Here is a 23,320-nt window from a genome sequence, read left to right as displayed (position 1 = left end):
TTTCCATGTCCAAGGAATTTGACGTCGTCGTGATCGGCGCCGGCCCCGGCGGCTACATCGCCGCGATCCGCGCCGCGCAGCTGGGCAAGACCGTTGCCTGTATCGAAAAGTGGAAGAACCCGGCCGGCGCGCTGAAGCTCGGCGGCACCTGCCTGAACGTGGGCTGCATCCCGTCGAAGGCGCTGCTCGCGTCGTCGGAAGAGTTCGAGAACACGTCGCATCACCTGGCCGATCACGGCATCACCGTCGATGGCGTGAAGATCGACGTCGCGAAGATGCTTGGCCGCAAGGACGCGATCGTCGAGAAGATGACGAGCGGGATCGAGTTCCTGTTCAAGAAGAACAAGATCTCCTGGCTGAAGGGCCATGGCAAGTTCGCCGGCAAGACCGACGCCGGCGTGCAGATCGAAGTGAGCGGCGAGGGTGAAACCGAAGTCGTCACCGCGAAGAACGTGATCATCGCGACGGGCTCGAAGGCGCGTCACCTGCCGGGCATCCCGGTCGACAACAGGATCGTGTCGGACAACGAAGGTGCGCTGACGTTCGACTCGGTGCCGAAGAAGCTCGCCGTGATCGGCGCAGGCGTGATCGGCCTCGAACTCGGCTCGGTGTGGCGTCGCCTGGGTGCCGAAGTGACGGTGCTCGAAGCGCTGCCGGCATTCCTCGGCGCAGCCGACGAAGCGCTCGCGAAGGAAGCGGCCAAGCTGTTCAAGAAGCAGGGCCTCGACATCCATCTCGGCGTGAAGATCGGCGAAGTGAAGACGACCGCGGACGGCGTGTCGATCGCCTACACGGACAAGGACGGCAACGCGCAGACGCTCGACGCCGACCGCCTGATCGTGTCGGTCGGCCGCGTGCCGAACACCGACAACCTCGGCCTCGAGGCAATCGGCCTGAAGGCGAACGAGCGCGGCTTCATCGACGTCGACGACCACTGCCGCACGGCGGTGCCGAACGTCTACGCGATCGGCGACGTGGTGCGCGGCCCGATGCTTGCGCACAAGGCGGAAGATGAAGGCGTGCTGGTCGCGGAAGTGATCGACGGCCAGAAGCCGCACATCGACTACAACTGCATTCCGTGGGTGATCTACACGTACCCGGAAATCGCGTGGGTCGGCCAGACGGAGCAGCAACTGAAGGCGGAAGGTCGCGAGATCAAGACGGGCAAGTTCCCGTTCTCGATCAACGGCCGCGCGCTCGGCATGAACGCGCCGGACGGTTTCGTGAAGATGATCGCGGACGCGAAGACCGACGAACTGCTCGGCGTGCACGTGATCGGCGCGAACGCGTCGGACCTGATCGCGGAAGCCGTGGTGGCGATGGAGTTCAAGGCGGCGTCGGAAGACATCGCCCGCATCTGCCATCCGCACCCGTCGATGTCGGAAGTGATGCGCGAAGCGGCGCTCGCCGTCGACAAGCGCTCGCTGAATAGCTGAGCGCGGTAAGCGCCAGCCGGCTCTCGGCCGGCGCAGCCGTCTCATGACGAAGGCGGGCGGGGTTTCCCGCTCGCCTTCGTTCTTTCCGGTTTGCCCGATGAACGTCACCGAATACTACACGCGCGAACTGACCACGCGCGGCTATCAGTCCGACCCCGCGCAGCGCGCCGCGGTCGATCGCCTGCAGCGCTGTTTCGACGAGTGGGTCGAATACAAGTCGCGCCGCTCGAACGCGTTCAAGAAGCTCATCATTCATCCGGACCTACCGCGCGGCGTCTACATGTGGGGCGGTGTCGGTCGCGGCAAGAGCTTCCTGATGGACAGCTTCTACGCGGTCGTACCCGTGCAGCGCAAGACGCGCCTGCATTTCCACGAATTCATGCGCGAAGTGCACCGCGAGCTCGAGGAACTGAAAGGGCAGGCCGATCCGCTCGATGAACTCGCGCGGCGCATCGCGAAGCGCTACCGGCTGATCTGCTTCGACGAGTTCCACGTGTCGGACATTGCCGACGCGATGATCCTGTACCGTCTGCTCGATCGCCTGTTCAACAACGGCGTGCAGTTCGTGATGACGTCCAACTACGATCCCGACGACCTGTATCCGGACGGGCTGCATCGCGACCGCATGCTGCCGGCGATCGCGCTGATCAAGGAAAAGCTCGACGTGCTCAACGTCGACGCGGGTGTCGACTATCGCCAGCGCACGCTCGCGCAGGTGCAGATGTATCACACGCCGCTTGGCGCCGACGCCGATCGCGAACTGCGCCATGCGTTCGCGAAGCTCGCCGCGGTACCCGACGAAAGCCCGATCCTGCATATCGAGAAGCGCGAGCTGAAGGCGCTGCGCAAGGCGGACGGCGTCGTATGGTTCGACTTCGCGACGCTGTGCGGCGGCCCGCGATCGCAGAACGACTATCTCGAACTCGCGAGCCGCTTCCACGCGATCGTGCTGTCCGAGGTGCCGCAGATGTCGCCGCGGATGGCGTCCGAGGCGCGCCGCTTTACCTGGCTGATCGACGTGCTGTACGACCACAAGGTCAAGCTGCTGATGTCCGCGGCGGTGCCGGCGGAGCAGTTGTACGTCGAAGGCCCGATGGCGAACGAATTCGCGCGCACGGTCTCGCGTATCGTCGAGATGCAGTCGAAGGAGTATCTTGAAACGCCGCGCCGTATCGTCGATACTTCGCTGACCTGATTGCGATTCTCGGTAATTGGCGCGATTCAAACGTCAATTCCGGTCAAATCCGCGTAATCTCGGGGTATTTTCGGATTTGTCTTATATTCATTGTTGAGGTGAGCCGATATCGTTGTGTCATGGTTACCAAGGCTGGAGATGTCCATGACACCGTATCGCGATCTGACCGACCACGAGTGGCGCTGCGTCGCGCCGCTTCTGCCCGAAATGCAGCCGCGCACCGAGTTGCGCGGCCGACCGTTAGCCAATACGCGTGCCGTGCTGAACGGCGTGCTCTGGGTGATCTACAGCGGCGCAACGTGGTCCGCCATGCCGCGCCGTTACCCTTCGTATCAGACATGCCATCGCCGCTTCAAGGTATGGCACGAGACGGGCACGCTGTTGAGCTTGATGCGTGAGCTCTATGGCGATTCGGGCGTGAGTCTGTGCAACGAACTGTCCACACGGATGCGCAAGCATACGCAATCGAAGGCAGCGGAGGCGCGTAGCAGCATCGCGCCCGCATGTCGTGCGCCGGGCGGCTATGCATCGGACACGTTGAAGCACGCGGCGTGATGTCCGCCGTTTGCTTCTGCGTCTGCACCAAAAGAAACTCGGCCTGACGACTTTGTCGCAGGCCGGTTTTTTTATCGAGCCGCGCGTTTCAGCGCGTGCTGCGTTATTGCTGGCGTACCCAGGTCTGCGAACGGCCGAGCAGCGACACGCCGATATAACCGCGCACGACGAGCTTCTGGCCGCTATCTTCAAGCGTCATCTTGCACTTGTAGACCTTGCCGTTTTCCGGGTCGAGAATGTTGCCGCCGTCCCAGTGGTCGCCTTCCTTCTTCATCGCCTTGATGATCGTCATGCCCTTGATGAGCTGATCCTTGCGCTCGTCCGTGCAGGCGGTGCAGCGGCGATCGGGCGTATCGTTCGCGCCGAGGCCCTTGACGACCTTGCCCGACAGCGAACCGTCGCCGTCCTCGGCGATTTGCACGAGTGCCTTCGGCTGATGGGTGTTGTCGTCGATGGTCTGCCACATGCCGACGGGGTTGTCGGCTTGAGCGAACGTGGGTGCTGCGCAGGCGAGCAGTGCGCCGGCGACGGCGATTGCACGCAACGGACGGGTCAGTTGAATCATTGTCATCCTCCTTGTTTTGCATGTCGTGTTCGATTCGCCCGCACGACCGCCTGCATGGGGCGGGCATGTTGCGAGCTTCGCCAGAATACGTGAAACCGCGCGCCACGTTTGATAGAGGGGACTCTATTCGAAACAGCCCACGAGACGCGGGCTGGTTGCTGACCGATCAGTTGAGCTGATACGAGAATGCGGCGTTGATGCGCGGGCTGCGCGACGCGCTTTCGACCGGTGCGTCGCCAATCGGTTTTGCGACGTTCAGGTCGAGACTGTAGTAACGGCTGTCCGTGAACCGCACGCCGATGCCGACCGACGACATGCGGTTCGGCGACGGCGTGCCCGCGTGCAGGTACACGCGCGCCATGTCATACGCGATGTACGGCGTGACGGATTTCATATACGTCCAGCCCGGCGAGAAGCCGCGGTTGACCTCGAGCGACATCCCCCAGCCCGAGTCGCCCGACGTTTCGCCTGGCTGGTAGCCGAGCGCGTAGCGGGTCGATCCGAACGAGATCTGTTCGGACGTCGGCAGCGAGTCGGGGCTGTATTGCCCGGTCAGCGAAACCGACGTGCCGATCCGGAACGGCCATTCGTTCGTTTGCGTGAAGGTCGCGCCGGTGCGGACGAAGGTCAGCGAAATCGGGCTGTCCACTGAGGTCGTCGTCGTGCCGACGGTCACGTCCTGCGCTTTCGACGCGCCGAGGATGTTGAACCCCTTCGCGACGTTGACGCTCAGCTTCTGTACCTGTTTCGGCGAAACGCTCGTGTAGTCGAGCTGCATCTGCAGCACGCGGACCTGCGAGCGCGTGTCGATGGAGTTGCCGGTGATCTTGTTCTGGTAACGGTCTTCGTTGTGCGATGCATAACCCGACACGGTGCCGAGCAGACTGCGCTGGTTGTTCAGCAGCAACGGATAGGATGCCGAAAGACCGAGTTTTTCGTTCTTGACGGTCCGCTCGACGGTCGACGGCAAACCCGGGTTGTCAGTCGGCTTGCCGCGATAGGTGCTTGCGTCGAGGCGTGTGATCAGGCCGCTGCTGCCGACGGGTACCGCGCCGCTGAACGCGAAGTAGGTCTGTTTGTCACGCCCCGGCGGCGCAAGCGCGGAGATGCTCAGTTGCTCGCCGAACGACGTCAGGCCGTTTTCGGTCGCGGTGATGAGACCCTGGACGCCCGGGTGATTGAAGTCGATACCGGTGCTGACGTTGAACGGCTTGCGGTCGACCGCGAGTTCGAGTGTCGTGGCCCCGTCGGTGGTTTGCGGCGGCGGCACGTTCGCTTTTACCGTGAGGCCGGGCAGCAGGCCGAACGTATTCACGTAGCGCTCGAACGTCGCGCGGCGCAGCGGGCGATCTGCAGTGATATGCGCGGCGATCGCGCGAATCTTCGGTTCCATTGCGCCGGGCTTGCCGGTGACCTTGACGTCCGACACATAGCCTTCGACGACCGTGATTCGCACGACGCCGTTCTCGAACGTCTGCGCGGGAACGAACGCGAACGACAGCGCGTAGCCGCGATCCTGGTACAGCTTCGTCACGCCGTTGGCGGTTTCGATCAACTCGCCGATCGTGATGTCCTTGCCGACGAGGGGCGTGAAGCGACGCGAGATTTCCTCGAACGGTACCGACTTCACGCCTTCGACCTGGAACGTCGTCGGCGTCAGGTGTCGCGACAGCAGTTCCTGCAATTGCGGCGCCTGGGGCGCGACCTGCACGGTGACGTTCGGGCCCGTCTTCGGTGCGTTGATCTGGGGCAGGGAGTCGAGCGGGTTACCTCCGACGCGCGTTTGTGCTTGTGCCGTGCCTGCTGCCGCGATGGCGAGCAGCATCATCCATCTGTCGAGTCTGGATTTCATTGTTCTTCCTCGTAGGCCTTGCTTTTCATCTTCTTTCTAATGCTGTCGCGCGACACCTGGGTGTCGCGCGACGCGTGCCGCTATGCCGGGTGTATTTGTACGGCCGCGCCGTTCGCTCCGGCTGCGAAGGTGCGACCGTCGTCCTTATTTGCCAACGCTACCCAGCGTGCCCAGCAACCCCGTTACCGGTGCGAGCAGCCCCGTCGAACCGCCACCCGACGATGCCGTACCCGACACGCCGCCGACAAGCGACGTGACCGGTGCGAGCGGGCTCGAGCCCCCGGACCCTGCTGCACCGCCGACTGCTCCGGTGACAGTATTCAGCAAACCGGTGACAGGCGCGAGAGGGTTTGCACTGCCTGCGCCGCCCGTTGCGCCGCCGAGCGTGCCCGTGACCGTCGATACGAGATTCGTGATCGGAGCGAGCGGGCCGCTGCTCGTGCCGCCCGTTGCGCCGCCGACTGCACCCGTGAGCGAGCCGAGCGGCGTCGAGCCCAGACCCGACAGCAGGCCGCCGAGCGGGTTCGTCGAACCGGAGCTCGACGACGTGCCGTTCTGGACGCCAGCTGTCGAGCCGCCGACGAGGCTCGTGATCAGACCGGGGATCGGTGCTGCACCGTTCGGGCCGTTCGGGTTGACGAGACCACCCGCGTTGGTGACGGTGTTGCCGACCGCGGTCACGAGTTGACCGACATCGCCGACGAGCGGTTGGTTCGACGTGCTACCGACCTGCTTGCCGGCCGAGCTGATCGCGCCGCCGATCTGGCCGAGCAGGCCCGAGACGGGTTGGCCGAGGCCGGTCGTCGTGCCGACCTGTTGCGTGACCTGGCCGGCGGTGATCACGAGCGGCGTGATCGCCGAGCTGAGCGGCTGCGTGACCTGCTGCACGGCACCCGACGACAGCGTCGAACCGATCGTCGTGCCGGCGGCCGTCAGGCCGTTGGCGACCGTGTCGAGCACGGTGCCGACCGGGGTCGTGACGGGAGCGAGCGGCGCGAGCGGGCCCGTGCCGAGCGCCTTGACCGTCGAACTCAGGCCGGACACCGTGTTGCTCGTCGCGCCGACGACATTGCCCAGACCGGCAACCGTCGTGCCGACCGGATCCTTCGTCGAGCCGATCTGTCCCAGCCCGTTGCTCACCGCATCGGCGGCTGCGCCGACGATCGTGCCGGTGCTGGCGACCGTGCTGCCGACACCCTTCGTTACGCCGTCGCCGAGGCCCGGCAGGCTGATGTTGCCGACCGTGCTGCCGAGGTCGGTGGCCGTCTGGCCGACCGTGCTGACGACACCCTTGGTGCCGGTGGTGGTCGTGCCGCTGGTGCCGCTCGTGCCGGACGTACCGCTCGTGCCGCTGGACGAGCCGCCATTGTTGCTGGTCGGCGGCGAGCTGACGCCGCCGCCGCCGCAGGCGGCCAGCAGGCAGGCTGCGGCGAAAGCGGTGAGGGGCATGCGCCACTGGCGCAGGGTGGCCGTCGTGAGAGAACGTTGCTGGGACATGGTGAACTCCTCGCTGTCTTGTCGATGAATGGATATCGGTTTATTTGCCGTGCGTGCCGCCGAGCAGGCCGCCGATCAGCGACGTGACAGGCGCGAGCAGATTCGACGACGAGCCCGAACTCGTGACGGCGCCCGTGCCGCCGGTCAATGCCGGTGCACCGACCGTGCTGGTGACCGTGGACACCGCGTTCGTCACCGGTGCGAGCGGGCTGCTGCCGCCTGCGCCGCCCGTCGCGCCGCCAAGTGCGCCCGTGACTGCGCCGAGGAGACCCGTGACCGGCGCGAGCGGGCCGCCGCTCGTGCCGCCCGTTGCACCGCCGAGCGCGCCCGTGATCGTCGAAACGAGGCCCGTGACCGGCGCGAGCGGGCTGCCGCTGCCGCCCGTTGCGCCGCCGAGAGCGCCGGTGACCGTGGAGACGAGGCCGGTGACCGGTGCAAGCGGGCCGCTGCCGCCACCCGTTGCGCCACCGAGAGCGCCGGTGACCGTGGAGACGAGACCGGTGACCGGGGCGAGTGGGCCGCTGCCGCCACCCGTTGCGCCGCCGAGTGCGCCGGTCACCGTCGAGACGAGGCCAGTGAGCGGTGCGAGCGGGTTGGTCACGCCACCGGTGCCGCCCGTGAGCAGGCCGCCGACGGCCTTCACGGTGTTGCCGGTCGACGAGACGGTGTTGCCGAGGCCCGTCGTGACAGGGTTGCCGCCCGTCGATGCGAGCAGTGCGCCGGCCTGGTTCAGGCCGTTGCCGACCGTGCCGAGCAGCGTGTTGACGGGCGCGCCGAGGCCGGTCGCCGTGCCGATCGTCTGGGTCGTCTGGCCGACCATCGTCGTGATCGGCGTGATGGCCGAGCTGACCGTCTGCGTGACCTGCTGGATCGGGCCGGTCGACAGCGCGTTGGTGAGGGTGGTGCCGCCGTTCGACACGGCGCCGCCGAGTGTCGACACGAGGCCGCCGACGGCACCCGTGACCGGTGCGAGCGGCGACAACGGGCCGCTGCCGAGACTCGTGACCAGGTTGCCGGTCTGCGTGACTGCGCCGCCGAGCTGGTTGACCACGCCGCCCGTGCTGGCAACCGTGGTGCCGATCGGATCCTTCGTCGCGCCGAGCTGGCCGAGACCATTGCCGAGGCCGTTGCCGAGCGCGGTGACTGCGCCGCCGACGCTCTGCACGATGCCGCCCGCGGCTTGCGTGGTGGCCGGGTTGACGCCCGGCAGCGATTGGTTGGCGATGACGGAGCCGAGACCCGAGACGGTTCCGCCGACACCCGTGACGAGATTGCTGCCGCTTGCGAGGACACTCCCTACCGCGTTCGACGACACACCCGAGGTGCCGCTCGTACCGCTGGTCGTTCCGCTCGTCGAGCCGCTGGTACTGCCGCTCGTCGAACCGCTCGTGCTGCCGCTGGTCGATCCGCTGGTGCTGCCCGACGTGCTGCCGCTCGTTGAACCCGACGTGCCGCCGGAGGTGCCGCCACCCGACGTCGAGATCGAATCGCCGCCGCCCGAGCTCGAGCCGCCGCTGCCCAGACCCTGGCTGATGGAACCGGAGCCGCCGCACGCGGAGAGGGAAAGCATGGCTGCAACGGTGGCCGCGATCAGAGTCGTCCGGAACACGCCATGAGGGATAACCTTAATGTCCATGTTGTCCTCGCATTAAAAATGTGTTGTGAACTGCCGTTGTGTTGAGTGCCGCGAGGACTACTCTGCAACTGTCGTGCCATTTCGATGGCCGACGGTTCGACAACAGGTTTTAAACGAGGCAATTCCTTGTCGGGAAAGGAACTTCTGGGAATTGAAAGATTGTTGAATCTGTTTAAGCGCAGATGAATGAGAACGGTTTCGGCCGTTTCGTAACGTAACGTCACAACATTGGCGTTACGCGTGCGACGTAACGTGGGGCCCACGCAGGCTTGGTGGACGAGGCAATTGTTTTACTGGTGGATTAGGTGTGTACATCTAACCTATCGTAAATCCTATGTGTAAGACCTACCGAAACGCCGTACAAATACGTCGTGCTCACGGTCATTTTTTCGATCCGAGTGGTTAAAAGAGGTTGGAACTTAAATGGGATCGGATATAGAATCCGGAGCAGATGTAAGCAAATGTACGGTTCGGTACACAACGTTCGAGGAGGATTGCTATCGCGAATGTTAATTTGCATCAAATCGTGAGACATGCCCCTCGGGGCGACCTATAAAGAAAGCGCACCCGGTTGTCGTCGCAAAAGATGTGGCGAACAGCGCGGGGCAATGGCCAGATATGCAGGGATGTATACGTATAAAAGGCCAAAGAACGTAAATACAGGCACGAGGAATAAAATGAAAGCAATCATCAAGCGTTTCCTTAAGGAACACAACGGGGTCACCGCGATCGAGTACGGTCTTATCGCGGGTCTTATCGCTGTCGCGATCGTTGCTGGAGTAACGTCGATCGGCGACAGTCTCGGGAACATGTTCACCAAGGTCGGTACCTGCGTGACCACGCGTACGGCTTCCGCCTGTTCGTCTACCGCAATTTGGGGTTCCTGACCGCATCCGTAAATAATTAGAACGGCGCACATTTTGTGAAAGCTGTTTTGGGTCGGTAGCGAGCGGATTGCCTCGGCATCCGCTCGCTACCGACATTTGCGGCGGGCTGTGGCGCGATGGCACATCTTATTTTCAGCGGGGCATTCCTGGTTTGGGCGACGTTCGTCACGGCCAGCGATATCCGTTTTCGACGCATTTCGAATTCACTCGCCCTGACCGGGCTGGTCATCGGGTTCGGGGGCGCGTTTTTCAACGCGAATCCATTCGGGATCTCGCTGTTCCAGGCAATGCTCGGCATGCTGGCCGGGCTGGTCGGCCTTTTCCCCTTTTTTATGCTGCGCCTGATGGGTGCGGCAGACGTAAAGATATTCGCCGTGCTCGGTGCATGGTGCGGTGCGCACGCGCTGCTCTGGCTCTGGGTTGCCGCGAGCCTTGCTGCCGGCGTTCATGCAGTCGTCCTAATTCTGCTGTCGCGCACGTCGCTCGGCACATTGTGGCGCCGCGGAGAACCCGCGCTGGCGCTCGGCAAATATCGGGCGACGCCCTATGCGGCATGTCTCGCGATACCGGCTGCCGCGTGGCTTGTCTATGTGGTTGCAACGGAGGGCGTGCGATGAAGCGACCGAGGCAGCCACGGGGATACCGGAGGCAGCGTGGGGCCACAGCGGTCGAATTCGCAATCGTTTTTCCGCTGTTCTTCATGATTCTCTACGCAATCCTCAGTTTCGGGATGATCTTCGTCATTCAGCAAAGCTTGACGCTGGCAGCCAGCGAAGGCGCGCGTGCGGGCTTGAATTACGCGCCGACCCTGGCCGCGCGTGTGACGAACGCTACGACCGCCGCACAGAATGTCTTGGGCTGGTTGAATGTCAGCCCACCGCAGGTGGCTGCGCCACAGTGCAGTTACGACACGACGAATCCGCCGACGCTGTATTGCCTGACGGTCACGGTGAGCTACTCGCCGGAAGCGTGGGTCACGACCATGCCATTCCTGGGGACCATCATCACCAAGCCGTTGACGGGTACGGCAGTCGTGCAGATCCCGCAGTCCATCCTGTGAGAGGGGCATCGTGACGCGACAGGTCCGCGAGCACATGAATCGAGCAACAGGAAAAACTTACTCGGACTTTTATTCCGGCATCCATACCAAAACATGGCCAACAACCTAACCAAGATCATCGCGGGGCTGCTGATTGCGATCGCTGTTCTGCTCGGAATCTATGCGTGGATGCTCGGGCGTAGTTCGCCGGCTCCCGTGCCGGCGCAGCAGATCGCGGTGGCAAATCCGGTGCCGGTCGTGATCGCGGCGCGCACGTTGCCGGCGGGTCAGCCGATTACCGCCGACGCGTTGAAGGTTCAACCGACCGCGCCGATGCCGGTCGGTGCGTTCGGCAATCCGGGCGAGCTCGTCGGCCGTGTGCCGACGCGGGACATTCCAGTTTCGTCGCCGGTTGTCTCGGGCGCATTGGTGTCGGGCCTTGCCGAGGACGTGCAGCCAGGCGAGCGCGCGATCGCGGTTCGCGTCGACGAGACCAACGCGGTCGGCAACCGGCTGCGTCCTGGCAATTTCGTCGACGTATTCCTGAACCTGAAGCGCGAGGCCAGTTCGTCGATGTTCGACGGGGAAATCTCGCAGACGCAGGCACGACTGCTGTTGTCGAAGGTGCGTGTGCTCTCATTCGGCGATGCGACGTCCGAACGCGACAGCGGCAACAACACGAACGGCAATAACGGCCAGCCGTCGAATGTGCGCATCGCGGTGCTTGCGGTGCCGACCGCGCAGGTTGATGCACTAACACTCGGCGAGGCGAGCGGCCGGTTGACACTCGCATTGCGCAACCCGCGCGACGACGAGCTTGCGATGCAGACGGTTGCGGTGCGCACGGACAACAAGCTGTCGCCGTCGGGGCTCGCGGCAGCAGGCATTTCGCTGCAGCAACTGTCCGGCACGCAGCGCAATGCGGTGGCCAACGTGAACGTGCCGCCGCTGCCGTCGCGCCTGCCGCCGTCGGTGCGGCCGGGCGGTGGCGGTATCGAGGTGATTCGCGGCGGCCGATCGGAAACGGTTGCTTATTGAAAGGCATCGACGGTCATCGATATCAGCGGCGACAAGTAAAAGGCCGAGAGACGGTCCAACGAACAATGAAAAACACACTGATTGCATTCGCGATTGCTATCTGGACCATGACATTTGCATCGCTCGCCAGCGCGAGCGGCACGATCGAACTCGCCGTTGGCACGCAACGGCAGATTTCGGCCGGCCGCGCGCTGCAGCGTGTTGCGGTCGGCGATCCGGCGGTCGCCGACGTACTGATCATGAAAGGCAGCCGTTCCGGATCGGTGCTGCTGATCGCGAAGGCGCCGGGTGCGACGAACGTGATGCTGTGGGAGCGCGGCCGCGACGAGCCTACGGTCTGGAATGTCGAAGTCGTCGATGCGTCCGCGCATGCGGTGCTCGACGGCTCCACGCCGCGCGTGAACGCGTACGGCGGAACGGCGGTGTTGCGGGGAGCGTCGACATCGCTCGATGCGCACGACCGCGCAGTCGCGGTCGGCAAGAACATGAGCGCGAAAGGGAGCATGATCGATCGCTCGACGATCGCCGGCAAGAATGTCGTGCAGGTCGATGTGCGCGTCGTCGAATTCAGCCGCTCGGTGCTCAAGCAGGTTGGCTTCAACTTCTTCAAGCAAAGCAACGGGTTCTCGTTCGGCTCGTTCTCGCCGGGCGGTGTGCAGTCATATAACGGCGGATCGGGCCCCGGTACTGCCGGGTACATTCCGACGCTCGGTGCGCCCGTAGCGTCGGCCTTCAATCTGGTCGTGAACGCAGCCGGGCGTGGGATATTCGCCGACCTGTCGTTGCTCGAGGCCAACAATCTTGCTCGTGTGCTCGCGGAGCCGACGCTCGTCGCGCTGTCCGGGCAGAGCGCGAGCTTCCTCGCGGGCGGCGAGATTCCCGTACCGTCGCCGCAAGGGCTCGGCTCGACGGCGATCCAGTGGAAGCAATACGGAGTCGGACTCTCGCTGACGCCGACGGTGCTGAGCCCGCAGCGGATCGCGCTGAAGGTCGCGCCCGAGTCGAGCCAGCTCGATTTCGTGAACAGCGTGACGATCAGCGGCGTCGCGGTGCCGGGTATCACGACCCGCCGTGCGGATACGACGGTCGAGCTCGGTGACGGCGAGAGCTTCGTGATCGGCGGCCTGATCGATCGCCAGACGATGTCGAACGTGAGCAAGGTGCCGTTGCTCGGCGATCTGCCGATCATCGGCACGTTCTTCAAGAATCTGAACTATCAGCAGAATGACAAAGAGCTGCTGATCATCGTGACGCCGCATCTCGTTGCGCCTATCGCGAAGGGGGCGGTGCTGCCTGCAACGCCTGGTGAGCTGTCCGAACAGCGCAACGGGCCGGTCTGGCAGTCGTATCTGGGCGGCGCCGCATCGCCGGACGCTGCACCGGGGTTTTCGAAATGAGTGCGAAGCATCGCGTGTTGCGGTGCATTGGCACGCCTTGCTTAATCGGGGGTGTTCAACATGAACGCGCGAATCCAATCATTGTGTGAACCCGCCGTGACCGACTATTTCATTTGCGCATCGCAACAGGAGGCGCACGTTCGCTGGCTGGCCGATACGCTCGCGTCGGCCGGTGCGGTCGAGGCCGCATCGCTCGAGCCGGGCATGCTTGCACAGCGCATCACGGGCCTCAATCCGGCGCTCGTCTTCATCGATTTCTCGGACGGCAGCACGGCAGCGAGCATTGCCGCCGCCGCAGTCCGTGCTACGCATCCGGGGTTGCCGATCGTCGCGCTCGGTTCGCTCGCACGGCCGGAGAGCACGCTCGCCGCATTGCGCGCCGGCGTTCGCGATTTCATCGACGTGTCGGCACCGGCCGAGGAGGCGTTGCACACGACGCGCGGGCTGCTTGCGAACGTCGCCGAGCCGGCGAGCCGCCACGGCAAGCTCGTCGCGTTGCTCGGTGCGCGTGCCGGCATGGGCGTGAGTACGCTCGCGGCGAATCTCGCCGTATGGCTGCAGAAGCGGGCGGTGAGCCCGGGGGCGGGCGGCGCGCCGAATGGGGGCACCCCGGCCGGCCGCCAGACCGCGCTCGTCGACCTGGGACTGCCGGCAGGCGATGGCGCGCTGTTCCTGAATACCCGCTGCGAATTCCATTTCATCGATGCGGTTCACAACCTGCGCCGTATCGACCGGACCTTCGTGAATACTGCGCTGACCCGGCATGAGAGCGGCGTCGCATTGACGACGCTGCCGGCCGACCTCGGCGGGCTGCGCGACGTCTCATACGCGTCGTGTGCCGGTTTGCTGAACCGGTTTCGCGCATTCTTCGATCAGCAGATCGTCGATCTCGGCGGTTTTTCGAACCGCGAGTTCGTCGCCCAGATCACGAGCTCGGCCGATGAAGCGTGGCTCGTCTGCGATCAGGGCGTCGCGTCGATCGTGTCGGCAGCCGATCTGCTTACCGGGCTGCGCGACGCGGGCGTCGATACCGATCGTGTACGGCTCGTCGTCAACCAGTACGACCCTGCACTCGACCTGACGCCCGCGCAGATCGCGGAGCGCCTCGGCCTGTCGCTGGTCGGCACCCTGCCGTCGCGCCGCGTCGCGATCGGCCGTGCGGCGAACCAGGGCCGGCTCATCGTCGATATGGCGGAGCGCGATCCGTACGTGCGCGCGCTCGAGTCTCTCGCCGCGCGGCTGCCAGGCGTGTCGGTCAGATCGGCGGCACCGCGTTCTGCATCCGGCCTGTCCGCGCTGAAGCGTTTCATTCAACCCTCGTCCAAGCGGTCGTAAGCGATGGCACACGACATTCAATTTGCCGACGGCGCAGCGCCGTTCTCCCAGACGCAGCAATTCCACGACATCAAGAATGCCGCGCACGAGCACTTGCTGACGCGCATCGAAGAACTGGGCGCCGAGTTCGGCCGATGGTCCCGCCAGGCGATCAACCAGTTCGTCGATCTCGAGATCGACAGCTTCGTGCGCCTGCGCCGCATTCCGCTCAACGAGAACGAGGTGCGTGCGATCGCGGAGGCGCTGACGAAGGAACTCGCGGGCTTCGGGCCGATCGAGGACCTGCTCGCGGACCCGGCTGTCGAGGACATCCTGATCAACGGCTACAACGACGTGTATGTATCGCGTCACGGGATCCTCGCGAGGCTGCCGGTGCGCTTCACCGACAACGCGCACCTGCTGCGGATCGTGCGGCGCATCCTCGCGCCGATCGGTCGCCGTCTCGACGAGTCGAATCCGATGGTCGATGCGCGGCTGCCCGATGGCGGCCGTGTGAACGTCGTGATCGAGCCGCTGTCGATCGACGGCCCGGTCGTATCGATCCGGAAATTCCGCAAGGATCCGCTGAAGCCGTCCGACCTGCTCGGCAACGGGACCTTTAACGAAGAGATCAACACGCTGCTCCAGGCGGCGGTCGAGGCGCGCTGCAACATTCTCGTGTCGGGCGGCACGAGTTCCGGCAAGACGTCGCTGCTCAACGCGCTGGCGTTCCACATTCCCGAGATCGAGCGTGTCGTGACGATCGAGGATACGGCGGAGTTGTCGCTGAACCACCCGCACGTCGTGCGGCTCGAGAGCCGGCCGGGCGGCTTCGACGGCACCGGCGTCGTGTCGATTCGCGACCTGCTGCGCAATACGCTGCGGATGCGCCCGGACCGGATCATCGTCGGCGAAGTGCGCGGCGGTGAAGTGCTGGAAATGCTGCAGGCGATGAACACCGGTCACGACGGTTCGATGGGCACCGTGCATGCGAGTTCGCCGCGCGAGTGCCTGTACCGTCTCGAGATGCTTGCGGGCTTCGCGGGCTTCCAGGGCACCGAGTCGAGCCTGCGCCGGCAGATCGCGAACGCGATCGACTTCATCGTGCAGATCGGGCGCCTGTCGAACGGGCGGCGGCGGATCCTGTCGATTACCGAAGTGACGGGGTTGTCCGACAACATTATCGCGACGCAGGAGCTTTACCGCTACGAAGCGCGCGTGACGCCGGAGGGCGAGGAGGTCGACCACTGGGAAACGCTGGGCATTCATCCGCATTCGCCGAAGCTTGCGCGCTTCCGCCAGACGCTGACGAGCGGTGGGTTCGGCGATGGCGGGTTTGGCGGCGGCTTCGGCGGCGGGTTCGGTCGCGGCGGCGGGGGCTTCAATGTATAGCGCAATGGTGTGGGTGCTGGCGTGCGCGATGCTGTGCGTCGCGGCGGCGATGATGCTGTGGCGTCACGCGGAGACCCGGCGCGTGCGAACCGACGCGAAGCGCTTCATCGACAGCCGGCTCGAACCCGGCGCGCGTGCCGGCGTCGCTGCGCAGGCGGCACGGCAGTCCGCGGCAGGTGCTGCGCGTGCCGTGGCGCAGCCGGGCGCGGCACGGAATGTATCGTCCGACGCATTTTGGGCGCATTGGTATGCGACGGCATCCGAGTATCTGGCGAACCTCGCGAGTCGCGCCGGGATCGAGGATGCACGCGGCAAGACGCTCGTCGCGCTTGCCGTGCTGGTTGTTGGCGCGGCGTTCGCGGGCAGTCGCGGCGGCGCGCTTGCGTGCTTCGCGGCGCTTGCGTGCGGCAGTTCGATGCTCGGCGTCTGGCTCGCGTCGCGAATTCAGCGGCGCAGACTGAAGATCGTCCGGCAGATCCCGTCGTTCTTGGACGGGATCGTGCGTCTCGTGACGCTCGGCAACAGCGTGCCGGCGGCCTTCCAGTCGGCGCTGCTGACGACCGAGGAGCCGCTGCGCGGCTGTCTCGATCTCGTGTCGCGGATGCTGCGCGGCGGTATCGAGATCGACCGCGCAATGATGCATATCGCGAAGATCTACCGGACCGAAGAGTTCGAACTCGTGGGCTCGGTGCTGCGTTTGTCCGTCAAATATGGTGGCCGTGCGGACGTAATGCTCGAACGGATGGCCGTGTTCATGCGCGATCTGGAGCAGGCCGAGCGGGAATTGACCGCGATGTCGTCGGAGACGCGGCTGTCGGCGTTCGTCCTCGTCATGCTGCCGATCGCAATCGGCAGCTTTGTCGTGATGACTAACCCGAAGTATCTGCACGGGATGTGGAACGATCCGAGTGGGCGAACGCTCCTCATGATCGCGTTCCTGATGCAATTGACCGGCAGCGTATGGCTGTATCGAATGGCTCGGCTCAGGTGATGCGATGACAGCGACTCAAATCGGAGCGATTGCGTTGGCGGTGGGCGCGCTCGGGGTGCTGCTGCTCGGCATGGTCGCCATGCTGCGCGCAAGTGCCGCGACGCGTGCCGAACGTGCGCTGGTCGATGCGCTGGACCGGCGCATGGCCGCGCTCGAAGCAGCGAAAGCGCGAACCGCGCCGGATGGCGAGGCGCCTGCGAAGCCCGACGTACGTGGCGGGCAGCGCGTCGAACGTTTTCTCGACAGGCTGTCGGCGGCGGGCGTGCGCTGGCTCGATACCGGGCTCGGCAAATACGTTGTCGCGGAAGAGGATCGCCGCCTGCTCGAGCAATGCGGCTATGTCGACGTGCGCACTCGCGGGCTATTCCTGAGCGCGCGGGTCGCATGCGGGATCGGGCTGCCGCTGCTGTTCGCGATCTTCGCGAGCGGGCGCATGAAGGGCGGTATCTGGATGGTCGGCATGTTCGTCGCCTTCGGGCTCGGCTTCATGTTGCCGAAGCTCTATGTGCAGCGCCGTGCGGCGGCGCGGCGGCAGAGCGTGGTCGACGAACTGCCGTTGCTCGTTGACATGCTGCGCTTGCTGCAAGGCGTCGGACTGTCGCTGGATCAGAGCCTGCAGGTTGTGACGAACGATTTTCGCGGGATGTTGCCGGTGCTGTCGTCGGAGGTGGGAATCGCGCAGCGCCAGTTCGCTGCGGGCCGCACGCGCGAGCAGTCGCTGCAGCGGTTGTCCGTCGGATTCGACAACGAGGATTTGCGCGCGATCGTGCGATTGATGATCCAGGTCGACAAGCATGGCGGCGCGGTGCAGGAGCCGCTCAAGCAGTTCGGGGACCGGCTGCGCGAAACGCGCCGGGCCATGCTGCGCGAGCGGATCGGCCGGTTAACCGTGAAGATGACCGGTGTAATGGTGCTGACGCTGTTGCCCGCGCTGTTGATCGTGACGGCCGGGCCCGGCATGTTGGCGGTGATGCACGCGTTGTCGAAGCATCATTGAAGGACGGAAGGAAAGACGATGAAGCGGATCGGCGGAATGGCGATACGGGCGGGTGCGGTAACGGCGGTTCTGCTGCTGGGCGCGTGCGCGACCAAGGACAGCGGTTATGGCGTGAACGCGCAGACGGAGCGCGCGGCGCTGATACAGGCGGCCGACCAGAAGCAGGCCGTGCCGGATACGCCGGGCATGTACCTCGGCCTGATCCAGCGGATGCAGTCGCAGGGGCTGTATTACGCGTCGCTCGCGCACATCGACGCGTACGACAAGACCTACGGCATCGTGCCGGAGTCGATCCTGCTGCGTGCGGACGCGCTGCGGATGACCGACCAGCCGGCCGCGAGCGCGGCCGCCTATACGCAGTTGCTGAAGACGCCGCTCGCGGCGCGTGGTTATCGCGGGCTGGGACTGCTCGCGGGCGCGGCAGGCGATTTCGACCGCGCGGCGCAGACACTGACGCAGGCGTCGGAACTGGCGCCGACCGATGCATCGATGCTGTCCGATCTCGCGTACGCGAAGCTGCGCAGCGGCGATGTTGTCGGAGCGCGCGTGCCTTTGATGAAGGCGGCCGAACTGGATCAGCACAATCCGAAAATCGTCAGCAATCTCGTGCTTTACCTGTTTGCAGCAGGGCGTACGCAGGACGCGCAGAGGCTGATGAACCAGCAGCACCTGCCGGCGGATATCCGCAAGGACATCGTTAGCGATGCAGCGAAGATTACGGCGGCGGCGCGTGCGCAGCAACGCGCGGTTGCGATGCCGCCGGTCGTGTCACGGCGCGGTACTACCGCGCCGATCACGCCGATGGCGAACAATTTTGGCTACGATCAGACCGTGCCGCTCCTGCAACGGTTTGCACAATGAACAGGCATCGGGGAACGACATGAACGACAACAAAAATCATCGAAGCGTACACGCGCACCGGGCCGCGGTGCTGACCGCGATCGTTTGCATGGTGGTTGGTTCCGCCGCGGCATACGGTCAAGAGGCCGTAACAGCGGGCGCGGCCGACGTCGGCCGCTCGACAAGAGACTGGCTCACGATGCAACGCGACAATCGCGCGGCGGCACCGACGCAGCCGATGCTTGGCGACGTCGCGTCGCTCGTCTACCAGCGCTATCTCGATTCGTTCAAGAACAAGATCCCGAGTTCAATGAGCCCGCAGCTCGGTTCCGCCAGCGGCATGTCGGGCGGTGGTCAGGGCATGCAGTAAGCGGGACGGCGATGCACGCAGATCAATCACACGTAGCGCGGCGGCGCCGCGCTGCCGGCGGTCCGGGGCGCCAGCGCGGCGCCGTTGCGGTCATGGCCGCGATCTGGGTGTCGGTCGCATTCATCATGCTGGCTGCGATCGACATCGGCCATTTCTATTCCGAACGGCGCAGCATGCAGGCGGCTGCCGATTTGGCCGCGCTTTCGGCGGTGTCGCAAATTACCGCTGATTCGACCTGCACGACAGCGACAACTGCAGCCAATCGAATCGCGAATCCAGCGGCGAATCCACTGCCGGCCAACTCGACCGTTTCCGTGACGTGCGGTGTCTGGACCGCACCTCAAGGCAGCGGCAATCCGCTGTTTACGCCGACCTCTGGAGCAGCAACCAACGGTCAATGCGCAGGCTTGTCACCCGGAACGATCAACGGTCAATCGGTCAATGCCGTATGCGTGACGGTTTCCGAGCCAGTCTCGGGTATTTTCCGCGGCGGGGTAACCATCGACGCGTCGGCCATTGCCAAGAGCGTGCCAACCGATACCTTTACGCTGACCACGTCGCTGGCAGCGCTGAATGGCGGACTGGCCAATCAGTTGCTCCAGGCGCTTACGGGGTCGCCCAATTCACTGAGTCTGCAGGCTGTCGATTATCAGGGGCTCGCGCAAGTCAACCTGAAACTGGCCGGCATTCTCGCCAATCTGCCGGTCGGTACCAGCACGTCCGTATTGAACGGCAACGTGACGCTCGGCCAACTGGCCAATGCGACGTTGCAGGCGGCGACGCAGCAGAATGTGGCTGCGGCGAATCTGAACGTTCTGAATGCGCTCGTCGTCGCGCTTTGCTCGAACAGCATCTGTGGCGGGCCGCAGATCGCGCTCGGCCAGTTGGTTTCCGCCGCAACCGCTACGGGAACTTCCGCCGTCAACACCAGCGTCAATGCGCTCGGATTGTTGTCGACGGCATTGCAGATCGCGAACGGCACGAATTCGGTGAGCATTCCCAGTGTCACGGTCCAGACACCTACTTTGCTCGCACCGTTACTCAACGTGACCGTGTCGGGTTCCGTCAAGTTGGGGGCGAATCCGCCGTCCACCGCGAGCGGTCCGCCCGGACCGGCGAATTGCGGGACGTCCGATTGCACGACCAACACGTCGACCGCGCAGGGGAACGTGTTCCTCAATACGTCGATCTCGCTGCTGTCGACGTGCTCCAACGGCTCGCTGGTCTTTCCTGGCGGCAGTTGTCCATCGGGCAATGCGACGCCGCTTGCAGCGGTGCAATTGCCGATCACCGCTTATGTCGCGCCGGCGAAGGCGGGCCTGATGTCCGTCACCTGCACCGCGGGCGGCACGAAAAGCGCGCAGGTAAACGTGCAGACCGGGGTAGTGGCCGTCTACATCGGCGGCGCGGCGAATACGCCGATCAATCTCAATGCGCCCAGCGGTTATGTTCCCGACGGCAGCGCTGCACCGATTACGTTGGTGTCCGTCAACCTGCAGAGCCTGCTCAACCTGTTGAACCTCGGCGGTCTGGTTTCCGGACTGACGACGTTGGTCAAAACCCTGACGTTAGGAATCGTCGACCTGACCGATATCTCGATCAACATCAACCTGTTGCCCGGACAGCTGACGGTTCCCGTCGCCAACCAAAGTCCGACGCCGTTGGTGTTCACATACCCCGGGCCCGGGTCGTCCGCTTCGCCGAACCCGGCGTCGCCGTACATGCTGAGCACGGGAACGGATCAGTTCCTGTCGCCCGCTGTTCAAGGTATCTTGAACAGCGGCCTGTCGTTGAAACTATCGACGAGCAGCGGTTTGCTGTCGTGGCTGGGCGACATAGTGAATCCCATACTGGGCGTCGTGACCGGGCCGATCTTGTCCGCGCTGGCGACCACACTCGTTCCGCTACTCCTGCAACCGATCGATTCGCTGCTGACCTCGGTCACGGGCCTGCTCGGTTTGAGCTTGGGGAACGCCTATGTCACGAACACACCGGACTCGATCAAATGCGGCAATCCCATGCTGGTTCAATAAATGCCTGAACGTTCCGTTATCGAAGCAGGCGTCGTCGCTGCCGTTCGCAACCGATCACTGACCTGCAACACCGAGCAACTCGTCAATAACTGAAGCCGCACCCGAATCATGAGAACCACGCCCGCAATCGCAGAACTCGACCTCTACGTCTGGGAAGGCAAGGCGGACATCGTCGACCGCGTCGCCCGGTGCATGGCGAGCTTCGACGTCGAAGTGATCCGTGCCGACAACGCGGAGATCTCGCCCGAACGCGCCGCGTTGCGGCCGTCGCTGGCGATCATCAGCGTGTCGATGATCGAAACCGGCGCGGCGTTCCTGCGCGACTGGCAGGCCAACATCGGCATGCCGGTCGTCTGGGTCGGCGCGGCGCGCGACCACGACGCGTCGCAGTATCCGCCCGAGTATTCGCACATCCTGCCGCTCGACTTCACGTGCGCCGAACTGCGCGGCATGATCGGCAAGCTCGTCACGCAACTGCGTGCGCACGCGGCCGAAACGTTACAGCCGTCCGAACTCGTCGCGCACTCGGAATCGATGCAGGCGCTGCTGCACGAAGTCGATACGTTCGCCGACTGCGACACCAACGTGCTGCTGCACGGCGAAACCGGCGTCGGCAAGGAGCGCATCGCGCAACTGCTGCACGAAAAGCATTCGCGCTACCGGCACGGCGAATTCGTACCGGTGAACTGCGGCGCGATTCCGGACGGCCTGTTCGAATCGCTGTTCTTCGGCCATGCGAAAGGCTCGTTCACGGGCGCGGTTGTTGCGCATAAAGGCTATTTCGAGCAGGCGGCGGGCGGCACGCTGTTCCTCGACGAAGTCGGCGATCTGCCGCTATACCAGCAGGTCAAGCTGTTGCGCGTGCTCGAGGACGGCGCGGTGCTGCGCGTCGGCGCGGCGACGTCGGTCAAGGTCGATTTCCGCCTGGTCGCGGCGAGCAACAAGAAGCTGCCGCAGCTCGTGAAGGAAGGCCTGTTCCGCGCGGATCTCTACTACCGGCTCGCGGTGATCGAGCTGAGCATTCCGTCACTGGAAGAGCGCGGCGCGGTCGACAAGATCGCGCTGTTCAAGTCGTTCGTCGCGCAGGTCGTCGGCGAGGACCGGCTCGCTGAGTTGTCGGATCTGCCGTACTGGCTGACGGATTCGGTCGCGGACAGCTATTTTCCCGGCAACGTGCGCGAATTGCGCAATCTCGCCGAGCGTGTCGGCGTGACGGTGCGGCAGACGGGCGGGTGGGATGCCGCGCGGCTGCAGCGGCTGATTGCGCATGCGCGTAACTCGGCACAGCCGGTGCCGGCGGAGAGTGCGGCCGAGGTCTTCGTCGATCGAAGCAAGTGGGACATGAACGAGCGCAATCGTGTCATCGCGGCGCTCGATGCAAACGGTTGGCGGCGTCAGGACACGGCGCAGCAGCTCGGCATCAGCCGCAAGGTGTTGTGGGAAAAAATGCGCAAATATCAGATCTTCGACGAAGAGCCCGAGACACGCGAAAGCGAGTAATTAATGAGATAAAATCGCGTTGGATTACAACGACTCGGGCGGGGAATAAAAACTTCATGAGCCATATGACGGGGTTGGGGCGGGCGTGTGTGTTGTTCGCCATGGTAGGAGGCATGCAGGGCGCTTACGCGCAGGGGCTGGCAGGCAGCGATTCGCCGGCGGTGCAGCAGGCATCGGCGCCGGTGGCAGCGATTCCGGTGATCGATTCGCAGGTCCAGACGTCGGTGCAGCCGCAGGCGGGCGAGACGACGGGGCCGAGCACGGTCGACGACCTGCAGCGCCAGATCCAGGCGCACACGCTGACGGAAATGCGCACGAGCTACAACGGCAGCTACGGTGCGAGCCTGCTGTTCAACGTGAAGGACGGTGCGTACTTCGTCGCGCTGTTCCAGCAGAAGGCGTTCTGGCGCGTGATCAAGACTTACGACGAAACGCGCGCGGAAGCGATCTATCGCGATTTCTCGCATCAGGCGGAGCGGCTGGCCGTCAACGAACTGCGAGCGACTAAGCTGGAGTCGCAGAAGGCGCAAATGGACAAGCAGATCGAAGTCACGCAGGACCGTGCGCGGCGTCTGCAGGCCGATATCTCGATTGCACGCCAGCAGCAGGCAGCGGTCGCGGATCGCCAGAAGAGCGTACGCAGCGAGACGGTCGCGTTGCAGGCGCAGCAGGCCGAACTCCAGTCGCAACTGCGCGCGTTGCAGCAGCAGGTGCGTTCGCTGCAGCGCGAGGCCGACGCGGGCCTGCCGAGGACGGCACGCTGAGCCGAGAGTGGCGGTGCGGCGA

General features: G+C 64.4%; 21 protein-coding genes. 17 read left to right on the top strand and 4 right to left on the bottom strand.

Annotated elements, in window-relative coordinates:
• Positions 1-5 precede the first annotated feature (5 nt).
• The 3 genes from lpdA to ACNQQL_RS04250 all read left to right on the top strand — a co-directional run bounded on the left by lpdA (position 6) and on the right by ACNQQL_RS04250 (position 3,186).
• The gene (gene lpdA, locus ACNQQL_RS04260; RefSeq protein ID WP_347063315.1) at positions 6-1,436 is read left to right on the top strand and encodes a dihydrolipoyl dehydrogenase; all 1,431 of its coding nucleotides are present in this window, start codon (positions 6-8) and stop codon (positions 1,434-1,436) included.
• A 97-nt stretch (positions 1,437-1,533) separates the two neighbouring features.
• The gene (gene zapE, locus ACNQQL_RS04255) at positions 1,534-2,631 is read left to right on the top strand and encodes a cell division protein ZapE (RefSeq protein ID WP_347063314.1); all 1,098 of its coding nucleotides are present in this window, start codon (positions 1,534-1,536) and stop codon (positions 2,629-2,631) included.
• Positions 2,632-2,775: 144 nt separating this feature from the next.
• Positions 2,776-3,186, top strand: a complete 411-nt coding sequence (locus ACNQQL_RS04250) for a transposase (protein ID WP_347063313.1) — start codon at positions 2,776-2,778, stop codon at positions 3,184-3,186.
• A gap of 103 nt (positions 3,187-3,289) precedes the next feature.
• Here the strand turns inward: ACNQQL_RS04250 and ACNQQL_RS04245 are convergent, their stop codons facing one another.
• The 4 genes from ACNQQL_RS04245 to ACNQQL_RS04230 form a co-directional block, all read right to left on the bottom strand.
• On the bottom strand, positions 3,290-3,751 hold the full coding sequence (locus ACNQQL_RS04245; RefSeq protein WP_347063312.1) for a DUF2147 domain-containing protein: 462 nt from the start codon (positions 3,749-3,751) through the stop codon (positions 3,290-3,292).
• A gap of 166 nt (positions 3,752-3,917) precedes the next feature.
• The gene (locus tag ACNQQL_RS04240; RefSeq protein WP_204426259.1) at positions 3,918-5,603 is read right to left on the bottom strand and encodes a ShlB/FhaC/HecB family hemolysin secretion/activation protein; all 1,686 of its coding nucleotides are present in this window, start codon (positions 5,601-5,603) and stop codon (positions 3,918-3,920) included.
• 144 nt (positions 5,604-5,747) lie between these two features.
• The gene (locus ACNQQL_RS04235; RefSeq protein ID WP_347063311.1) at positions 5,748-7,100 is read right to left on the bottom strand and encodes a collagen-like triple helix repeat-containing protein; all 1,353 of its coding nucleotides are present in this window, start codon (positions 7,098-7,100) and stop codon (positions 5,748-5,750) included.
• Positions 7,101-7,140: 40 nt separating this feature from the next.
• Positions 7,141-8,736, bottom strand: coding sequence for a collagen-like triple helix repeat-containing protein (locus ACNQQL_RS04230; protein WP_072441687.1), 1,596 nt, complete (start codon positions 8,734-8,736; stop codon positions 7,141-7,143).
• 677 nt (positions 8,737-9,413) lie between these two features.
• Here ACNQQL_RS04230 and ACNQQL_RS04225 point away from each other — a divergent pair.
• From ACNQQL_RS04225 to ACNQQL_RS04160, 14 genes are all read left to right on the top strand, one after another.
• Positions 9,414-9,623: a Flp family type IVb pilin gene (locus tag ACNQQL_RS04225; protein ID WP_347063310.1), complete on the top strand. Its 210-nt coding sequence runs from the start codon at positions 9,414-9,416 to the stop codon at positions 9,621-9,623.
• Between the two features lie 116 nt (positions 9,624-9,739).
• On the top strand, positions 9,740-10,240 hold the full coding sequence (locus ACNQQL_RS04220) for an A24 family peptidase (RefSeq protein ID WP_072441683.1): 501 nt from the start codon (positions 9,740-9,742) through the stop codon (positions 10,238-10,240).
• Positions 10,237-10,683: a TadE family protein gene (locus tag ACNQQL_RS04215; RefSeq protein WP_347063309.1), complete on the top strand. Its 447-nt coding sequence runs from the start codon at positions 10,237-10,239 to the stop codon at positions 10,681-10,683. The genes ACNQQL_RS04220 and ACNQQL_RS04215 overlap by 4 nt, the downstream gene beginning before the upstream one ends.
• 93 nt (positions 10,684-10,776) lie before the next feature.
• Positions 10,777-11,700, top strand: a complete 924-nt coding sequence (gene cpaB, locus ACNQQL_RS04210) for a Flp pilus assembly protein CpaB (RefSeq protein ID WP_347063308.1) — start codon at positions 10,777-10,779, stop codon at positions 11,698-11,700.
• Between the two features lie 65 nt (positions 11,701-11,765).
• Entirely contained in the window at positions 11,766-13,097 is a 1,332-nt protein-coding gene (locus tag ACNQQL_RS04205) for a type II and III secretion system protein family protein (protein WP_072441674.1), read from the top strand.
• A 60-nt stretch (positions 13,098-13,157) separates the two neighbouring features.
• On the top strand, positions 13,158-14,432 hold the full coding sequence (locus ACNQQL_RS04200) for a fimbrial protein (protein ID WP_347063307.1): 1,275 nt from the start codon (positions 13,158-13,160) through the stop codon (positions 14,430-14,432).
• 3 nt (positions 14,433-14,435) lie between these two features.
• Positions 14,436-15,803: a CpaF family protein gene (locus ACNQQL_RS04195; protein ID WP_347063306.1), complete on the top strand. Its 1,368-nt coding sequence runs from the start codon at positions 14,436-14,438 to the stop codon at positions 15,801-15,803.
• Positions 15,796-16,794, top strand: a complete 999-nt coding sequence (locus ACNQQL_RS04190) for a type II secretion system F family protein (protein ID WP_347063305.1) — start codon at positions 15,796-15,798, stop codon at positions 16,792-16,794. The genes ACNQQL_RS04195 and ACNQQL_RS04190 overlap by 8 nt, the downstream gene beginning before the upstream one ends.
• Positions 16,795-16,798: 4 nt before the next feature.
• Entirely contained in the window at positions 16,799-17,791 is a 993-nt protein-coding gene (locus ACNQQL_RS04185) for a type II secretion system F family protein (protein WP_072441662.1), read from the top strand.
• An 18-nt stretch (positions 17,792-17,809) separates the two neighbouring features.
• Positions 17,810-18,652: a pilus assembly protein gene (locus ACNQQL_RS04180; protein WP_347063304.1), complete on the top strand. Its 843-nt coding sequence runs from the start codon at positions 17,810-17,812 to the stop codon at positions 18,650-18,652.
• 19 nt (positions 18,653-18,671) lie between these two features.
• A complete protein-coding gene (locus ACNQQL_RS04175; protein WP_072441658.1) occupies positions 18,672-19,001 on the top strand; it encodes a DUF3613 domain-containing protein in 330 nt (109 codons plus the stop codon).
• An 11-nt stretch (positions 19,002-19,012) separates the two neighbouring features.
• Positions 19,013-21,034, top strand: a complete 2,022-nt coding sequence (locus tag ACNQQL_RS04170) for a pilus assembly protein TadG-related protein (RefSeq protein WP_305729457.1) — start codon at positions 19,013-19,015, stop codon at positions 21,032-21,034.
• A gap of 108 nt (positions 21,035-21,142) precedes the next feature.
• Entirely contained in the window at positions 21,143-22,534 is a 1,392-nt protein-coding gene (locus ACNQQL_RS04165) for a sigma 54-interacting transcriptional regulator (protein WP_072441652.1), read from the top strand.
• A 56-nt stretch (positions 22,535-22,590) separates the two neighbouring features.
• Positions 22,591-23,298 carry a DUF2968 domain-containing protein gene (locus tag ACNQQL_RS04160; protein ID WP_072441650.1) on the top strand — a complete coding sequence of 236 codons (708 nt, stop codon included), beginning with the start codon at positions 22,591-22,593 and terminating at the stop codon, positions 23,296-23,298.
• The last annotated feature ends 22 nt before the right edge of the window (positions 23,299-23,320 follow it).

It is taken from the genome of Burkholderia sp. LFS061 (assembly GCF_047978125.1).
GTDB lineage: Bacteria > Pseudomonadota > Gammaproteobacteria > Burkholderiales > Burkholderiaceae > Burkholderia > Burkholderia pyrrocinia_C.
The sequence above is the reverse complement of the archived record's forward strand: the minus strand, read 5'-3'. Positions and strand labels throughout refer to the sequence as shown.

What these genes read in the sequence shown, in the direction of transcription:
- cpaB (WP_347063308.1), top strand. Translation starts at nt 10,777, where the DNA reads ATGGCCAACAACCTAACCAAGATCATCGCGGGGCTGCTGATTGCGATC.
- ACNQQL_RS04215 (WP_347063309.1), top strand. Translation starts at nt 10,237, where the DNA reads ATGAAGCGACCGAGGCAGCCACGGGGATACCGGAGGCAGCGTGGGGCC.
- ACNQQL_RS04185 (WP_072441662.1), top strand. Translation starts at nt 16,799, where the DNA reads ATGACAGCGACTCAAATCGGAGCGATTGCGTTGGCGGTGGGCGCGCTC.
- ACNQQL_RS04205 (WP_072441674.1), top strand. Translation starts at nt 11,766, where the DNA reads ATGAAAAACACACTGATTGCATTCGCGATTGCTATCTGGACCATGACA.
- ACNQQL_RS04200 (WP_347063307.1), top strand. Translation starts at nt 13,158, where the DNA reads ATGAACGCGCGAATCCAATCATTGTGTGAACCCGCCGTGACCGACTAT.
- ACNQQL_RS04230 (WP_072441687.1), bottom strand. Translation starts at nt 8,736, where the DNA reads ATGGACATTAAGGTTATCCCTCATGGCGTGTTCCGGACGACTCTGATC.
- ACNQQL_RS04190 (WP_347063305.1), top strand. Translation starts at nt 15,796, where the DNA reads ATGTATAGCGCAATGGTGTGGGTGCTGGCGTGCGCGATGCTGTGCGTC.
- ACNQQL_RS04165 (WP_072441652.1), top strand. Translation starts at nt 21,143, where the DNA reads ATGAGAACCACGCCCGCAATCGCAGAACTCGACCTCTACGTCTGGGAA.
- ACNQQL_RS04225 (WP_347063310.1), top strand. Translation starts at nt 9,414, where the DNA reads ATGAAAGCAATCATCAAGCGTTTCCTTAAGGAACACAACGGGGTCACC.
- ACNQQL_RS04170 (WP_305729457.1), top strand. Translation starts at nt 19,013, where the DNA reads ATGCACGCAGATCAATCACACGTAGCGCGGCGGCGCCGCGCTGCCGGC.
- zapE (WP_347063314.1), top strand. Translation starts at nt 1,534, where the DNA reads ATGAACGTCACCGAATACTACACGCGCGAACTGACCACGCGCGGCTAT.
- ACNQQL_RS04220 (WP_072441683.1), top strand. Translation starts at nt 9,740, where the DNA reads ATGGCACATCTTATTTTCAGCGGGGCATTCCTGGTTTGGGCGACGTTC.
- lpdA (WP_347063315.1), top strand. Translation starts at nt 6, where the DNA reads ATGTCCAAGGAATTTGACGTCGTCGTGATCGGCGCCGGCCCCGGCGGC.
- ACNQQL_RS04240 (WP_204426259.1), bottom strand. Translation starts at nt 5,603, where the DNA reads ATGAAATCCAGACTCGACAGATGGATGATGCTGCTCGCCATCGCGGCA.
- ACNQQL_RS04180 (WP_347063304.1), top strand. Translation starts at nt 17,810, where the DNA reads ATGAAGCGGATCGGCGGAATGGCGATACGGGCGGGTGCGGTAACGGCG.
- ACNQQL_RS04250 (WP_347063313.1), top strand. Translation starts at nt 2,776, where the DNA reads ATGACACCGTATCGCGATCTGACCGACCACGAGTGGCGCTGCGTCGCG.
- ACNQQL_RS04245 (WP_347063312.1), bottom strand. Translation starts at nt 3,751, where the DNA reads ATGATTCAACTGACCCGTCCGTTGCGTGCAATCGCCGTCGCCGGCGCA.
- ACNQQL_RS04160 (WP_072441650.1), top strand. Translation starts at nt 22,591, where the DNA reads ATGAGCCATATGACGGGGTTGGGGCGGGCGTGTGTGTTGTTCGCCATG.
- ACNQQL_RS04195 (WP_347063306.1), top strand. Translation starts at nt 14,436, where the DNA reads ATGGCACACGACATTCAATTTGCCGACGGCGCAGCGCCGTTCTCCCAG.
- ACNQQL_RS04175 (WP_072441658.1), top strand. Translation starts at nt 18,672, where the DNA reads ATGAACGACAACAAAAATCATCGAAGCGTACACGCGCACCGGGCCGCG.
- ACNQQL_RS04235 (WP_347063311.1), bottom strand. Translation starts at nt 7,100, where the DNA reads ATGTCCCAGCAACGTTCTCTCACGACGGCCACCCTGCGCCAGTGGCGC.